Source organism: Rhodospirillales bacterium (genome assembly GCA_016712595.1).
Taxonomy (GTDB): Bacteria; Pseudomonadota; Alphaproteobacteria; order Rhodospirillales; family Defluviicoccaceae; genus Defluviicoccus.
This window is the reverse complement of the sequence record JADJQT010000002.1, coordinates 604,951-619,914: the sequence shown is the minus strand read 5'-3', so window position 1 is coordinate 619,914 and position 14,964 is coordinate 604,951. Positions and strand designations below refer to the sequence as shown.

Genomic DNA, 14,964 nt, shown 5'->3' with positions numbered 1-14,964 from the left:
TTACCCCTCGCTGGCCCCGGTCATCGCCGCCTTGAGGCGCGCCGCCTTTTCGGCATCGTACCACCAGGTATCGATCTGCACGCCGTGCTCGGGCGAGACCGCCGGAAAGGAAAACTTATCCCAGAAGAGCACGCGATCGGCGCTGAGGTGCCAGGCGGGGATGACGTAGAAATTCCACAACAGCACCCGGTCGAGGGCGCGGGTGTGGGCGATCAGGCTGGCGCGGTCGCTGGCGCCGATCACCCCTTCGATCAATCCGTCGATGACGGGATCGTGCACGCCGATGTAGTTGCGCGAACCCGGTTGTTCGGCAGCGGCCGAACCCCAGAAGCTGCGCTGCTCGTTGCCGGGACTATCCGATTCGCCCCAGACCAGCATGGCCATGTCGAAATCGAAGGCGCGCAGGCGGTTGATGTACTGCGATTCGTCGACGAGGCGGATGGACGCCTCGATGCCGAGCCGCTTGAGGTTGCGCACGAACGGCAGGATGATTCGCTCGAACGTGGGAGAGACGATGAGGATCTCAAAGCGCATCGGCTCCCCGGTTGCCGCGTTCACCAGATGTTGATCGCGCACCACCCAGCCGGCCTCCCGCAGCAGCGCCAGCGCCTTCAATAGGTTCTCGCGCGGCCAGCCGGAGCCGTCGGTCGTCGGCACCGTGAACGGCTGGGTAAAAACCGCGTCGGGCACCCGCCCCCGGTAGGCATCGAGGATGCGCAGTTCCTCGCCCTCGGGCAGACCGGACGAGGCCATCTCCGAGTTGCTGAAGTAGCTGGACGAGCGCTTGTACTGATCGAAGAACAGCACCCGGTTGGTCCACTCGAAGTCGAAGGCATACCCCAGCGCCTCGCGCACCTTGGCATCGGCGAACACCGGACGGCGGGTGTTGAAGGCCAGCGCCTGCAGCCCCGCCGGCCGGGTGTGGGGGAACAGCTCCTTCCTCAGCCAGCCCTTGCGCACCGCCGGGGTGTCGTAGTCGAGCGCCCACGCCTTGGCTTGGTTTTCGATGCGAAAATCGAGCACGCCGGCCTTCAGGGCCTGACGCAGCACGGTTTCGTCGCGGAAGTAGTCGTAGCGCATGCGCGCGAAGTTGTTTTGCCCGACGTTGACGGCAAGATGTTCGCCCCAGTAGTCGGGCACGCGTTCGAGAATGACGTAGCGCCCGGCTTCGTACTCGGCAACGCGGTAAGGCCCGGAGGAAAGCGGCGGCTCAAGCGTCGATCGCTCGAAATCGCGGCCTTCCCAGTAGTGCTTGGGCAGGATCGGCATCTCGCCGGCGATCAGCGGCAACTCGCGATTGCCCGCCTCCTTGAAGACGAACTTGACGGTTCGCTCGCCCACCTGCTGCGCATGATCGATACTGGCATAGTAAAACCGATAAAAGGGCTGCCCCTTGGTCTTCAGGGTTTCGAGCGAGAAAATGACATCGTCGACGGTAATCGGTGTTCCGTCGTGCCAGCGCGCTTCCGGCCGCAAGGTGAACGAGACCCACGAGCGGTCCTCCGGCCAGGTGATCGTCTCGGCGATCAGCCCATAGCGGGTGAACGGCTCGTCCTCGCTCGCCACCGTCAGCGTCTCGGCGCCGGCGCCGGCCGCCGGATTGCCCTTGATGATGTAGGGATTGAAGCTGTCGAAGGTACCGGCTGCGCCGAGCCGCAGCTCACCGCCCTTTGGCGCGTCGGGATTGACGTATTCGAAGTGGGTGAAGTCCGGCCCGTACTTCGGCTCGCCATACATAGCGATGGCGTGGGCGGTATGGATGATGGGATCAGCGGCGCCAGCGGGCACGCCCGACAGTGCGAGCAGCAGGGCGATGAGCGCCCGTGCGATCCACCCGTTTCGCCCGTCGCTGGATCGAGGGCGCCGCAACCGCCCCATGCAAGCCGTCGCGACCGCGGTCATTCTCCCTTAAGAGCCGCGAGGGCGGTGGCGTGCAGAGCAGCATTGCCAGCGGCGATCACCCGGCCGTCGCCACGAAGGCCGGGAGCGACGCCCTGCCAGTCGGTAAGCATGCCGCCGGCGCCGGTAATTACCGGCATTACCGCACAGTAGTCGTAGGGCTGCAGCGAAGCCTCACAGACAAGATCGACGAAGCCCGAGGCAAGCAGACCATAGGCGTAGCAGTCGGCGCCCCACACCGCCGCGTAGCAGCGCTCGCGCAGGCGCTCGAAGGTCACGGCATCCTCGCCCTTGAACATCTGCGGGGAGGTTGCGTAAAGCCACGCCCGATCGAGCCGGTCACACCGCCGGGTGCGGACCGGCTGGCCGTTGAACGTCGTTGGCCGCCCGGTGATTCCCACCCAGCGCTCGCCAAGGGCCGGCATGTCGATGACGCCGATGATCGGCACGCCGTCGCGCAACAGCGCGATCAGCGTGCCGAACAGCGGTTTTCCGGTAACGAACGACTTGGTGCCGTCGATCGGATCGAGCACCCAGACGTAGCTGGCGCCAAGCCGCTCGCCACCATGCTCCTCGCCGAGGATGCCATGATCGGGCGCGCTCTGCCCGATCATCCGGCGCATCACCGCCTCCGCCTCGCGATCAGCAACGGTCACCGGGCTGGCGTCGGCCTTGACGTCGTAGGCGACGCCGCTGCGGAAGCGCGGCAGAACCACCGGCCGCACGGCGTCGGCCAGTCGCTGGGCGAGATCCGCATAGACGTCGACGTCGCTCATCGCTCGGCGCTCACCGGCCATGCGTCACGGCAGAGGGACCGGCGAATCGGCCTTGGTCCGCAGGAACGCGATCACGTTCGCCCGGTCCTCGGGTTTGGGAAGGCCGGGGAACGTCATCTTGGTACCGGGCACAAACGCCTTCGGCGAGGTAATGAACGTGTTCAGCTCTTCATACGTCCAGGTCTCACCGTTCTTCGCCGAAAGAGCCGCCGAATAATTGAACCCTTCGTGATGGGCGATCGGCCGGCCGACGACACCCCACAGGTTGGGGCCGACCTGATTCGGTCCGCCGTTCTCGGCATTGTGGCAGGCCTTGCACTTGCCGAACACCTTCTCCCCCGCGGCCGGATCAGCCGAAGCGAGCAGCGTCTTGATGTCGGCCGCAGCCGCCGGCGCGGCGGCCGGTGCCGCCGGAGCCTCGACAGCAGCCGTTTTCGCGGCTTCAGGAGCCGCTGCCTTCGGGGCCGGGGCCGGGAACGGCGGAGGCGCCTCGGTATTGGCGGCAAGGAAGCGGATCACCGCCGCCCGGTCCTTCGGGCTGCTGAGACCGGCAAACGTCATTTTGGTTCCGGAAACGAAAGCCTTCGGGCTGGTCAGGAAGGTATTGAGATCGGCGTAGGTCCAGTGCTCGCCGTGCATCGCGGCAAGACCGGGCGAATAGGCGAATCCCTCCATATGTGCCCGCGGCCCGCCGACGACGTTATAGAGATTGGGGCCGACCTTGTTCGGACCACCTTGTTCGATCGTGTGGCACGCTTTGCATTTGTTGAAGATTTTCTCGCCGTCGGCCGGCTGAACCTCTGCGAGAAGCGTGCCGAGATCGGTTTCCTCCACCGCCGCGGCCCCGCCGGCGCCATGTTCGGCCGGCGCGCTGGCCACCTCCATGGATGATTCGTGCTCCCGCACGTGTACGAGCGTGCCGCCAAGAACGTTTGCGCCATAGATCATCCAGGCGCACAGCAGCACCGATGCGCCGATTTTTTCGAGCAGGGAAAAATGCATTTTTTGTTTCCTTCCGGTGCCCCAACCACCCGTTCGGTCGGCTTAGCAGGCCAATTCCACCCTTGAGGGCGGCACAATAGTCGGAAGCCTCCGGGTCCTTCAATCCCCCCATTATCTCCATGGACTAGAGGTGAAAGTGGCACGGCCCATCTCGTCTGTGCTATTTCGCTGCCATGTCCTCGCAAACGCGAAAATCTTCAATGAATCCGATAATTCTGGTGCCAGCGCGGATGGCGTCGACGCGCCTTCCAGGCAAGCCGCTCGCCGAGATTTGTGGTGTGCCGATGATCGTCCAGGTCTGGCGCCGAGCGATGGAGGCGGGCGTCGGCCCGGTCGTCGTCGCCTGCGCCGAGGCGGAGATCGCAACCGCGGTCGAAGCCGCCGGCGGCAAGGCGATCCTGACCCGACCGGAGCATCCCTCCGGCTCGGACCGAATCTTTGAGGCCCTCACCCGTCTCGATCCCGACGCAGGCCACGACGTCGTGGTCAACCTGCAGGGCGATCTGCCGACTCTCGATCCGCGCCTTGTTCATGGCGCCCTCAGCCCGCTGGCCGATCCAGCGGTCGACATCGCCACCCTGGTGGCGCCGATCGAGGTGACGGCCGAGCGCACCGATCCGAACGTAGTGAAGGTCGCCCTTTCCCTGGCGCCAGGCGCATCGATCGGCCGGGCGCTCTACTTCAGCCGATCGACGATTCCAGCCGGCAATGGTCCGCTGTGGCACCACATCGGCCTTTACGCCTACCGCCGCGCCGCGCTCGAGCGATTCGTCACGCTGCCGCCGGGCGAACTGGAGCGGCGCGAACGGCTCGAGCAGCTGCGCGCACTGGAAAACGGCATGCGCATCGACGCTGCCGTCGTCGATACCGTTCCACTCGGCGTCGACGCGCCAGGCGATCTTGCCCGCGCGCGCGCGATCCTCGCTGGCGCCCGCCCGTGAGCGCCCATGCGGCGCCCCCCCCGGCGGCAACCGATCCCCAGCGGACGATCGCGTTTCAGGGAGCGCTCGGCGCCTATTCCGATCTGGCGTGCCGGACGGCGCGCCCAGAGCTCGCGACGCTTCCCTGCCGGTCGTTCGAGGATGCCTTCACCGCGGTCGCCGACGGCGCCGCCGGCCTCGCGATGATCCCGATCGAGAACTCCGTCGCCGGCCGCGTCGCCGATATTCATACCCTGCTGCCGAATTCCGGCCTTTACATCATCGGCGAACACTACCAGCGGGTGAATCATCACCTGCTGGCGCTGCCGGGCGCACGAATCGATCTCCTGACGCATGTGCACAGCCACATCCATGCGCTCAACCAGTGCCGTGCGCTGATTCGCGAGCTTGGCCTCGACGCTGTCGTTCGCCTCGACACGGCCGGCGCCGCTGCCGAGATCGCCGAGGCCGGCGATCGAACCCAGGCGGTGATCGCCTCGGAACTTGCTGGTGACATCTACGGGCTCGTCAGCCTGCGCGCCAACATCGAGGATGCCGAACACAACACCACGCGTTTTCTGATCATGGCGAAGGAACCGCTGATCCCGCATCCGAAGGCAGGCCCGTCGATGACCAGCCTCGTCTTTCGGGTGCGTAATGTGCCGGCGGCGCTGTACAAGGCGCTGGGCGGCTTTGCCACCAACGGCGTCAACATCACCAAACTGGAAAGCTATCTCGTCGGCGGCCGGTTCAACGCCGCGCAATTCTACGTCGAGGTCGAAGGTCACCCCGAGCATCGGGGTGTACGCCTCGCCCTCGAGGAACTTGGCTTCTTCTCCCGGGAAGTTCGCGTCCTCGGCACCTATCCGCAACATCCCTACCGCTGGGATGGCAACGGCGACGAAGAGGATTGACCGGGTGTCCCCCGGGCCCGGCATCAATCTCGCCCGGGCAAGCGCGCTTGCTACAATTGGGCTGTTCGCGCTGGCGATTCTCTACACCTTCTATCTCGCCCAGGCGGTGCTCATGCCGATCGTCGTCGCCACCCTGCTGGCGATGTTGCTCGCTCCCGTCGTCCGCACGCTCGCGCGCCTGCACATCTCACCGCCTTTGGGATCGGTGATCGTCGTCGTCGCCCTGGTCGGCTTCGTTGTCGGCGGCATTGGCCTGCTTGCGGATCCCGCGGCGAAGTGGACGGCGGAACTGCCGAAGATCACCAAGCAGCTCGAACGCAAGTTCCGCCTGCTGAAGGAACCGATCGAGGACATGCGTCAAGCCTCGCAGCAGGTCGAGGCGATGACTACGTTCGAAAGCCCTCAGCAGGTCCCGCAACGGGTGGTGGTGGAAGAGGGCGGACTGTTTGTGCGCACCGTCAGTGTGCTGCAACTCGTCGGCTCGACTCTTGGAATTCTGTTCGCCCTGTTGTTCTTCTTCCTCGCCACGGGAGAACTCTTCCGTGACAAGCTGCGTCAGGTCATGCCGGGTGGCCGCGGTGAACAAACGATCAATATCGCCCGCGATGTCCAGCGTAAGCTTTCCGCCTACCTTGCCACTGTCACGCTGATCAACGCCGGCCTTGGTCTGGCTACCGGATTCGCTCTCTGGCTGCTCGACATGCCGAACGCCATTCTCTGGGGGACGATGGCGGCAGTGCTGAACTTCGTTCCTCTCGTCGGCGCCGTTATCGGCGTGGGCATTGTCGCGCTGGTCGGTCTGCTCTCCTTCCCGGGGGTCGTTGACGGAATGCTGCCGGCGATCATCTATCTCGCCCTGCATCTGGTTGAATCGCAATTCGTCACGCCCGTCATCGTTGGCCGGCGGCTAACGATGAATCCAGTGGCGGTATTCATCTCGATTGTCGCCTGGACATGGATGTGGGGCATCCCCGGCGCTCTGATGGCCGTTCCGCTGCTCGCCGCGATGAAAGTTGTGTGTGATGCCATCGTCGGACTGCGCCCCGTCGGCGTGTTCATCGGCGGTCGCAGCACCTGACTCCTACCTCGGCCCCCTCATGGCAAACCGGCGTTCACCGGCCCCGCGCTTTTCCCGCACGCCGTTTTCAGTGCGCGAGAAAGACAGGGAGTCTGGCCCATCGCATCACGTGCTCGGTCGCCCCGCCGAACACGATCTGACGCAGCCGGCTGCGCGTATAGGCGCCTTTAACCAGCAGGTCGGCACCACGTTCCTCGCAGGTCTCGAGAATCGCCTCACCGACCGTCCGCCCCTCGGCGCTTACCCGGAGACCGTCGGCCGCAACACCGGTGCGCCGCAAGTGCGCGGCCAATTCCGCACCGGATGGCCCGGGCACCATGCCACCCTCTACCGTCAGGACCGTGACCGACGATGCCGCAGTCAGCAGTGGCGATGCCAGCGCGACGGTGCGCGCCGTTTCGGTGGATCCGTTCCACGCGATGATGATGTGCTCGCCCAGCGCCATGCGGGATCGACGCGCCGCCAGCAAAATCGGCCTTCCGGTTTCGAACAGTGCCGCCTCGCAGGTCTCCTCCCAGCGGACCGCCGCTTGCTCGCCGGACCGACCAACCACGATGAGATCGAATAACCGGCCGTATTCGCCGACGACCTGACTTTCCCGCCCCTCGACCTCCCGCCAGGCCGCCATCGGTCCGGCGCCGGCGCTCTCGATCTCACCCGGCACCATGCCCCGGTCGCGGGTCAGCGCGAAAAAATGCTCGCGCGCCGAAGCGGCAAATTCCCGCCACTGTCGCACGGCCTGGGCGAGATATTCGGCGGGCACCGGCATGTTGCGCCCAAAACTGACATGAGGACCCTCCTGGACGAGGAGCCCCTGCAGAAAGCCGTCATATCGCTGAACGATGAACGCCGCCGCCTCGACCGCGGTCCGCCCGGCCTCTTCATCGTGAAATGGCAGCAAAATCGTTTTCATCGCGCCCGTCCCATGCGACACGCGCTCGCCACTGTGCGATCGAACGAAACGTCTCAAGATGATTAATTATACTGCAGACGCCATGCGCATGCACGCCGCGCGTTTACCTCCCGATTCGGGGTAGCGGCTTCCGCCAGCTCAGTTCCCGTCCGGTGCGGATGTGATCGGTGAAAAAGCGCCAATACCCCGGCAATAAACGAGAAAGGGCGGAATCCTTGTGCGGATTCCGCCCTACTCACCACCATCAGCCGGCCTCGCGCCCGGGTCTGCCGGCGATCGTCGCCGAGCGATCCAGGAGCAGCGCGAAACAGGACATCTGGCGTCTGTTTTAACGGCCGTCTGCCGTGGTTCTTTATCCGCAGACCGGCCGCACAACCAATATCCTCCCCGACGTAAGAAGCCAGGGAGTCATGGGTTGCGAGAAGCCTCGTGCTACTTGCGCAGCGACTTCTGGAACATCCGATCCGACTTCTCCGAAGCGGCGTTGGCTGCGTTGGCGGCAGCTTTGGCCTCTGCGGCAGCCTGCTGGGCAGCGGCGGCGGCCGAACGGGCCTCCTGCGCGGCCTTCGCGGACTCGGAACGAGCGGCGGCCGTATCGGACTTCAACCCAGCGACGTCCCTTTGCAGCGAGCTGACGCTCGCCTTCAGGTCGTCCACCTCGCCCGACGAGGCGCACGCGCCGACAGCAAACGTGCTTGCCAAAAGCACAGCCGGCAGAATTTTGCCGAAACCGATCCTCATTTTCCCCTCCGCGGTAATCCTTGGGGTTTGATGCACGCAGGGCGCGGAATAGACCGCGCCCATTCGGGTTTTAGATGAGTGGCGCCAGAAATCAAGCGCGACATGATCCCAAGCCGGGGGAAGTTCGCTTTTGTGCACTGATGGTTGCGTGATTACGGCAAGATCTCGATCGGCGTGCCGATCTCGGTCGCCTGCCAAATTTCGTCCATCTCGGCGTTGCTGAGCGCAATGCAACCTTCGGTCCAGTCCCACGCCAAGCGGTCGTGGTAGCCGCGGTTGAATTCGCTCGGCTGGCCATGGATCATCACCAGTCCGCCGGGCCGCCCGCCGTACTTGCGCGCCTCCGCGATATCCTGGGAGTTGGGATAAGAGATGTGAATCGCCCGGTAGAAACGGCTGCCGTTGTTGCGCTCATCAAGCGCGTAAATGCCTTCCGGTGTGCGGCCGTCGCCCTGAAACACCTTGTCGCCCACCGGCGATCGACCGAGCGAGATGGCATACCGTCCGATAACCCTATCGTCCCGCAAGAGATAAAGTTGCCGCTCGCTCTTGACGACGAGAACGCGATCGGCCTTGAACGGCTGGGACCACTCGGTGCCGGCCCTTGCCGGCTGTCCCCATACGATCAGCGCGCAAGCAACACCGCAGGACGCAATTAATGCCTTGAGCACGGCGCAGACCACTCCACTTAAATTGTGGCCAAGATATAGCAAAGGTATGGCGCAGCGAAAAGGGCAGCGCGGCACGCTGCGGCAACGATCCCTCGCCAGCGCCCCACCTACGCCGTAACGGCTGGAAAAACAAAAGGCAAAATGGCAGCAACGCGATTCGCGTCGCCGTGCCGGCAACTTATGTTGCTCATCCCGGCGAACATGGTGTTCGATCGGCGGGCACCATCGGACGGATACCGATTCGCTGTGGCCGTACGGCTCGGCCATCCGCGGCCGGGGGGGGCATCGACACCACGCCGAGCCGCCGCCGCGCGAAATAACGCGCCCGGAGCTCAGGCCGGGAGCGAATCGTCGAGGTCGTCGAAGTCGAACGCGCCTTCAGGCAGGCCGAGTTCACGAGCCTTGAGCAAGCTGCGCACGATCTTACCGCTGCGCGTCTTGGGCAGGTCGCGGCAGAAGGCGATCTCGCGCGGGGCCATATCCGCTCCGAGATGGTGGCGAGCAAACTCGATCATCGCGACCCGCAGAGTTTCGTCGGCGGCAACGCCATCGTGCAGGACGACGAAGACCTTGACCGCCTCGCCAATGATCGGATCCGGTGTGCCAACCGCTCCGACTTCGGCGACGCCAGGATATTCGAGCAAGCACGCCTCGACCTCCGAGGGGCCGATGAGCTGGCCCGCGGACTTGATGACCTCGTCGGCACGGGCAACGAAGGAAAACCGGCCGTCGGCGGTGCGACAGACACAATCACCGGTCAGATACCAGCCGTCGCTGAAAGAACGCTCGTAGCGCTCCGGCTCGCCAAGATACGTGCGGAACATCGACGGCCAGCCCGCAGAGAGAACCAGTTCGCCGACTTCGCTCGACGTGCGCACGATCTCGACGCTGCCATCCGCGCGCCGGTGCGCGACCGCTGCCTCAATGCCGGGAACCGCAGTGCCAATCGTTCCAAGGACGACGTCTTCCGCCGCCGGCGTACCGATGACGATGGCGCCGGTTTCGGTTTGCCACCAGGTGTCGTGGATATCGAGGGCGAAGGTTTGCCGGCCCCAGCGGACCGCCTCGGGATTGAGCGCCTCGCCGGCACTGACAATCAGGCGCAACGAGCTGAGGTCGAACGTCCGGGCGAGCCGCGAGCCGGCGGTCATCATCACCCGGATGGCCGTTGGCGTCGTATAAAGGACACTGACCTTATGGTCCTGGATAATCCGATACGCGCGGGTAGCATCGAAGGCGTCTTCGTCGATCAGGGTCTCCACACCGTGCAGCAACGGAGCGATCAGCCCGTACGACGTTCCGAGAACCCACCCCGGATCGGCCGTGCACCAGAGCACGTCGTCGGAACGCAGGCCAAGAACGCTAGCCGCGGTGGAATGATGAGCGATGGCCGCGGCATGAACATGGACGACGCCTTTGGGCGAGCCGCGTGTACCGCTGGTGAAATGAACGAAGGCGGGATCTTCGGGATCGGTGGGCGGAATGGAAAAGGTATCGTCGGCTTCCTGCATCAACCGATCGAGATCGAGCGTGCCTGCTGAGGAGGCATCGTCGCCGGCGATAAGGACGTGGCGTAGAAGCGGCAGCGCGGCACGAATTGGCGCCACGCGGCGCGCGTATAGAGGAGCGACAGTTATGAGGGCCTTGCCGAGCCCCTTGGCGAGGCGCGACTGAAGCGCCTGCTCGCCAAGGGACGCGAACAAGGCCGAAAAAACGCCGCGGACCTTCAGGCAGCCAAGCGCCGCGACGTAAACCTCCGGTCGCCGGTCGGCAAAGGCAAACACCATGTCGCCGGCGCCGACACCGAGCGTACCCAGGACATTGGCGAAGCGGTTCGTCTGGCGCATCAACTCGGCAAACGTCACGGTGCGGATCGAGAAGTCGGCAGCAACGAAGCGAAAGGCAATCGCCTCCCCCCTGCCATGGGCGACGTGCCGATCGACGGCTTCGAACGCGATGTTCAAACCACCGCCCCCCGGCAATCCGTCAAGGTGGGTTCGCGCCTCGTCCCAGACGTCCAATTTTGCCTCCCGCAGTATCGGTTCGAAGTACCCGATTGACGAATTAACGCCGATGATACCTCAGGAATACCTGGAGAATAAGCATTCCCAGATTGCCCGCGTGCTGCAAGCGCCGATCGCAACGTTTCGCCGGGCGCAAAAGTGCTCACGGGCGGCGCATGCGGACGGCAAGACCGCCGTTGCGACAGGGAGGACATGGGAACGGGTCTGGGCACGACAAAATGAGCGGAGGCGAACATCTGACCGATCGGCCATCCGCCCGGTCGATATCGCCAGGGGGTCGTGGCCGATGCCCGTGTCGGCAGCCGGGACAAAGCTTTGTCGACCGGCAAGGCGATCCATTTCGCGGGGACGCAGAACCGTCCAACCGCGGCGTCTGGCGAGGCAAATGGAAAGAACGTGGCCGACGAAAGAAGCGGCTTACGCCTGTGCCGTCGGCGTTAGTCCGCTGGCGTCAAGCCGACAGCCTTGAGGCCGCGTGCTTCCTGGCGAATCTGAAAACACACGCGTTGTCCCTCGGTCAGCCGTTCCATTCCCGACCGCTCGACTTCGGAGACATGAACGAACGCATCCTTGTCGCTGTCGTCTGGCGTGATGAACCCGTAGCCCTTCGTGGCGTTGAACCACTTCACCGTCCCCTTTGCCATACCCGCTCCCCTTGCTTGATGACGCCGGGACTTGGCCGACGGCTCGCTCCCCAGCGCAAACCACGTTTCGATCATGACCGTTCGCTGTCGGCTGACCCATTAGCTTCAGTTGATTCATGCCTCAGCAACCTGTCCGGAAAGGTGTGCCCACAGGCAGCGATGAGTCAATGGACAATACTTTTACGTACACGGTCAGTATGACTCTTTTATTTTCATATGGTTGCGGAAATATCCCAGATATCAACAGCGCATTATTGCCCCAAATGGGCCTATATGACGTTCTTGCGGCGCAACAGCGTTCTTTGTTCCGGAGTCAATCCCAGGACGTCTTCCAAGACTTCGTCGGTGTGCTCGCCCAGCGCCGGCGGCGGTCGACGATAATCGACCGGTGTCCGCGAAAAGTGGATCGGGTTGCCAATCAACTCGACCGATCCCCGCTGTGCCTGCGGGTATGGCATCTCGACGCGCATACCGCGATGGCGGATCTGCGCGTCGCTGAACACCTCGCGCAGATCATTGACTGGCGCGCAGGGAACGGCGAGCGATTGCAGGCTCTCGAGCCAGAATGCGGTGGGATGCTGGCGGCATGCCGCCTCCAACATCGGCACCAGGGTGAGGCGGTTGCAGACCCGCGATGGATTGTCGGCAAATCGCGGGTCGTCGGCAAGATGAGCGAGGCCGGCGAATTCGACGAACCGGCGAAACTGCGCGTCATTTCCGACGGCGAGAATAAAGTGGCCGTCGCGGCTGGGGAAAACCTGATAGGGAACGATGTTGGGATGGGCATTGCCAAGGCGGGCGGGCGGCGTTCCACAGGTCAGATAACTGAGGCCCTGATTGACCAGCCAGGCGACCTGCGTATCGAGCAGGCCGAGGTCGATGTGTTGTCCTTCACCCGTGGCGTCGCGATGACGCAGCGCTGCAAGAATGGCGGTCGCCGCATAAAGACCGCAGACGACATCGGCAACGGCAACGCCGACTTTCATCGGCGGCCCGTCCGGATCGCCGGTCAGGCTCATGATTCCCCCCATGCCCTGCACAAGGAAATCATAGCCCGCGAGTCCCGCCAGCGGGCCGGTCTGGCCGAACCCCGAGATCGAACAATAGATAAGCGCCGGCGCGAGGGCGGACAGTGCCGCATGATCGAGCCCCAGGCGAGCAAGATCACCGACCTTGAAGTTCTCGACGACAACGTCCGAGCACAGAGCGAGACGTCGGACAATGTCCTGGCCTTCGGCGCATTTGAGGTCGACGGCGATCGAGCGCTTGTTGCGGTTGGCGCTGAGATAATACGCGCTCGGCGGTGATTCGCTGCCCTCCTTCACCGCCAGCCACGGCGGCCCCCAGTGCCGGGTATCGTCGCCGACACGGGGACGCTCGACCTTGATGACGTCGGCTCCGAGGTCGCCCAATAACTGGGTCGCCACTGGCCCGGCGAGCACGCGGCTGAGATCAAGGACCCGCACGCCACCCAGAGGTCCAGTGCTTTCGACCATCGTTCAACTCCTGATTTTGCATTTTTCGGTGATATTACAATGCGACCAACAAAGGAGACGCATTCTCACGTATTTTTTTGACACGTCTCGGAGACGCACTTATGGTGCCGGGGCCAACAGGGACCAAGAACGAGCGAAAGCCGAAAAACCCTAGCATACTTAATCGCTTGGGACTGCCGCCAAGAAGCATCTCGTAAGCGCCGCTGGCAAGCGGCGCAAATTTTTCCGATGACGGTGGCACTTGCGGCGTTTCGATCGTGTGGACCGGAAGGGACGGCCGCGCGCAGGAGGGAAAATTACTGCCATGCCTCTCGATTCGAAAAGTCTCAAAGCGCTCAGGGACAAGCACAAACACGTGATCGCCGCCGGCGGCGAAAAGAAGATCAAGGATCGCCATGAAAAAGGCCTCCTTACCGCACGCGATCGACTGACCAGCCTTTTTCAAGAAGGAACGTTCCAGGAATTCGGCACGTTCATCCGTCATACGTGCACGTCGTTCGGCATGACTGACAAGGATCTGCCAGCGGACGGAGTCGTCGTCGGCACCGGCTATGTCGCCGGGCGGCAGGTCGCGGCGTTCAGCCAGGACTTCACCGTCGTCGCCGGCACGCTTGGCAAGATGCACGCGAAGAAGATGTGCCAAGCGCTCGACTACGCGCTGAAGAACGGCACGCCAGTGGTCGCATTCAAGGATTCCGGCGGCGCCCGCATCCAGGAGGGGGTCGACGCACTCTCCGGCTACGGCGACGTCTTCTATCGCAACGTTCTGCTGTCGGGCGTGGTTCCCCAGATTGCCATCATCGCCGGCCCGTGCGCCGGTGGCGCCTCCTACTCGCCGGCGCTGATGGACTGGATCATCATGACCCGGCAGAACGCCCACATGTTCATCACCGGCCCGCAGGTGATCAAGGCGGTGACCGGGCGCGATGTGAGCATGGAAGATGTCGGCGGGGCGATGATGCATGCCTCGATCAGCGGCAACGTTCACTTCGTCGCCGAAGACGAGGGCGACGCCATCGCTATCGCCCAAAAGCTGCTCAGCTTCTTCCCGGCGAACAACACCGAGGACCCGCCGCACAACCTCAACGACGCGGTCGAAATGGGTGAAGACGAGGGCATGAACGCACTCGCCGAATCCGATCCGTCACAGCCGATGGACATGCACGGGATCATCGGCCGCCTCGTCGACGGCGGTGACTTCCTCGAGGTGCACGCGCTGTTCGCCCGCAACATCATCGTTGGTTTCGGTCGGGTGCAGGGCGTCGTTGTCGGCATCATCGCCAACAACTCGATGGAGAAGGCCGGCGCGCTCGACATCGACGCATCGGACAAGGCCGCGCGCTTCATCCGCTTCTGCAACGATTTCAACATTCCCGTGGTCACGCTCGTCGACGTTCCCGGGTTCCTTCCGGGAATCGATCAGGAACGCGGCGGTATCATCCGCCACGGCGCGAAGATGCTCTTCGCCTACTCCAGCACCACGGTGCCGAAAATCACCGTCGTTACCCGCAAGTCCTACGGCGGTTCTTATCTCGCGATGTGCAGCCAGGAAATGGGCGCGGATTTCGTCTACGCTTGGCCGAACGCCGAGATCGCCGTAATGGGCGCGGAAGGCGCGGTGAACATCCTCTACAGTAAGGAGATCAAGGAGGCGGAGAATCCCAAGGCCCGCCGCGCTGAACTCGTCGCCGAATACCGGGCGGAGTTCGCCTCTCCTTACATGGCAGCCTCGCGCGGCTATATCACCGACGTGATCGAGCCTTCGCAGACTCGCGGCATGGTGGCGCTGTCGCTGCGCAAGCTGCTCGGCAAACGTGAACTGCGCCCGCCGAAAAAACACGGCAACATTCCGCTCTAGCCCCCACGCCTCGGAACGCGAGACTCCC

General features: G+C 63.8%; 13 protein-coding genes. 4 read left to right on the top strand and 9 right to left on the bottom strand.

The genetic code is table 11. The annotated features are described in order from the left end of the window. Genes IPK66_14745 through IPK66_14735 form a run of 3 tightly spaced genes read right to left on the bottom strand, consistent with a single transcriptional unit; the run spans position 1 to position 3,236 of the window. Positions 1–1,878 (bottom strand): ABC transporter substrate-binding protein, encoded by a 1,878-nt coding sequence (locus tag IPK66_14745; protein MBK8176474.1) that lies wholly within the window; start codon positions 1,876–1,878, stop codon positions 1–3. 20 nt (positions 1,879–1,898) lie between these two features. Then, positions 1,899–2,675, bottom strand: coding sequence for a histidinol-phosphatase (gene hisN / locus IPK66_14740; protein ID MBK8176473.1), 777 nt, complete (start codon positions 2,673–2,675; stop codon positions 1,899–1,901). Between the two features lie 24 nt (positions 2,676–2,699). Beyond that, positions 2,700–3,236, bottom strand: coding sequence for a cytochrome c family protein (locus IPK66_14735; protein MBK8176472.1), 537 nt, complete (start codon positions 3,234–3,236; stop codon positions 2,700–2,702). A 641-nt stretch (positions 3,237–3,877) separates the two neighbouring features. Between IPK66_14735 and IPK66_14730 the strand changes: the two genes are divergently transcribed. Genes IPK66_14730 through IPK66_14720 form a run of 3 tightly spaced genes read left to right on the top strand, consistent with a single transcriptional unit; the run spans position 3,878 to position 6,589 of the window. Next, entirely contained in the window at positions 3,878–4,618 is a 741-nt protein-coding gene (locus IPK66_14730) for a 3-deoxy-manno-octulosonate cytidylyltransferase (protein MBK8176471.1), read from the top strand. Beyond that, positions 4,615–5,511, top strand: coding sequence for a prephenate dehydratase (locus tag IPK66_14725; protein MBK8176470.1), 897 nt, complete (start codon positions 4,615–4,617; stop codon positions 5,509–5,511). Before IPK66_14730 ends, IPK66_14725 begins: the two co-directional genes overlap by 4 nt. Before the next feature lie 4 nt (positions 5,512–5,515). Further along, entirely contained in the window at positions 5,516–6,589 is a 1,074-nt protein-coding gene (locus IPK66_14720) for an AI-2E family transporter (GenBank protein ID MBK8176469.1), read from the top strand. 67 nt (positions 6,590–6,656) lie between these two features. Here IPK66_14720 and IPK66_14715 read toward each other — a convergent pair whose 3' ends face one another. The 6 genes from IPK66_14715 to IPK66_14690 form a co-directional block, all read right to left on the bottom strand. After that, positions 6,657–7,502 carry a universal stress protein gene (locus IPK66_14715; protein MBK8176468.1) on the bottom strand — a complete coding sequence of 282 codons (846 nt, stop codon included), beginning with the start codon at positions 7,500–7,502 and terminating at the stop codon, positions 6,657–6,659. Positions 7,503–7,934: 432 nt separating this feature from the next. Continuing rightward, entirely contained in the window at positions 7,935–8,381 is a 447-nt protein-coding gene (locus IPK66_14710; GenBank protein ID MBK8176467.1) for a hypothetical protein, read from the bottom strand. A 14-nt stretch (positions 8,382–8,395) separates the two neighbouring features. Further along, positions 8,396–9,181, bottom strand: a complete 786-nt coding sequence (locus IPK66_14705; protein ID MBK8176466.1) for a L,D-transpeptidase family protein — start codon at positions 9,179–9,181, stop codon at positions 8,396–8,398. 65 nt (positions 9,182–9,246) lie between these two features. After that, positions 9,247–10,992 carry an AMP-binding protein gene (locus tag IPK66_14700; GenBank protein MBK8176465.1) on the bottom strand — a complete coding sequence of 582 codons (1,746 nt, stop codon included), beginning with the start codon at positions 10,990–10,992 and terminating at the stop codon, positions 9,247–9,249. A gap of 383 nt (positions 10,993–11,375) precedes the next feature. Next, positions 11,376–11,582: a cold-shock protein gene (locus tag IPK66_14695; protein ID MBK8176464.1), complete on the bottom strand. Its 207-nt coding sequence runs from the start codon at positions 11,580–11,582 to the stop codon at positions 11,376–11,378. A 269-nt stretch (positions 11,583–11,851) separates the two neighbouring features. Next, positions 11,852–13,078 (bottom strand): CoA transferase, encoded by a 1,227-nt coding sequence (locus tag IPK66_14690; protein ID MBK8176463.1) that lies wholly within the window; start codon positions 13,076–13,078, stop codon positions 11,852–11,854. A gap of 304 nt (positions 13,079–13,382) precedes the next feature. Here IPK66_14690 and IPK66_14685 point away from each other — a divergent pair, with 304 nt between their 5' ends. Further along, positions 13,383–14,936, top strand: a complete 1,554-nt coding sequence (locus IPK66_14685) for an acyl-CoA carboxylase subunit beta (protein MBK8176462.1) — start codon at positions 13,383–13,385, stop codon at positions 14,934–14,936. Positions 14,937–14,964 lie beyond the last annotated feature (28 nt).

Bases quoted from the DNA above. Each gene is read 5' to 3' on its own strand.
- IPK66_14745 (MBK8176474.1), bottom strand. From the start codon at position 1,878: ATGGGGCGGTTGCGGCGCCCTCGATCCAGCGACGGGCGAAACGGGTGG.
- hisN (MBK8176473.1), bottom strand. From the start codon at position 2,675: ATGAGCGACGTCGACGTCTATGCGGATCTCGCCCAGCGACTGGCCGAC.
- IPK66_14735 (MBK8176472.1), bottom strand. From the start codon at position 3,236: ATGACGTTTGCCGGTCTCAGCAGCCCGAAGGACCGGGCGGCGGTGATC.
- IPK66_14730 (MBK8176471.1), top strand. From the start codon at position 3,878: ATGAATCCGATAATTCTGGTGCCAGCGCGGATGGCGTCGACGCGCCTT.
- IPK66_14715 (MBK8176468.1), bottom strand. From the start codon at position 7,502: ATGAAAACGATTTTGCTGCCATTTCACGATGAAGAGGCCGGGCGGACC.
- IPK66_14705 (MBK8176466.1), bottom strand. From the start codon at position 9,181: ATGGCCGAGCCGTACGGCCACAGCGAATCGGTATCCGTCCGATGGTGC.
- IPK66_14695 (MBK8176464.1), bottom strand. From the start codon at position 11,582: ATGGCAAAGGGGACGGTGAAGTGGTTCAACGCCACGAAGGGCTACGGG.
- IPK66_14690 (MBK8176463.1), bottom strand. From the start codon at position 13,078: ATGGTCGAAAGCACTGGACCTCTGGGTGGCGTGCGGGTCCTTGATCTC.
- IPK66_14685 (MBK8176462.1), top strand. From the start codon at position 13,383: ATGCCTCTCGATTCGAAAAGTCTCAAAGCGCTCAGGGACAAGCACAAA.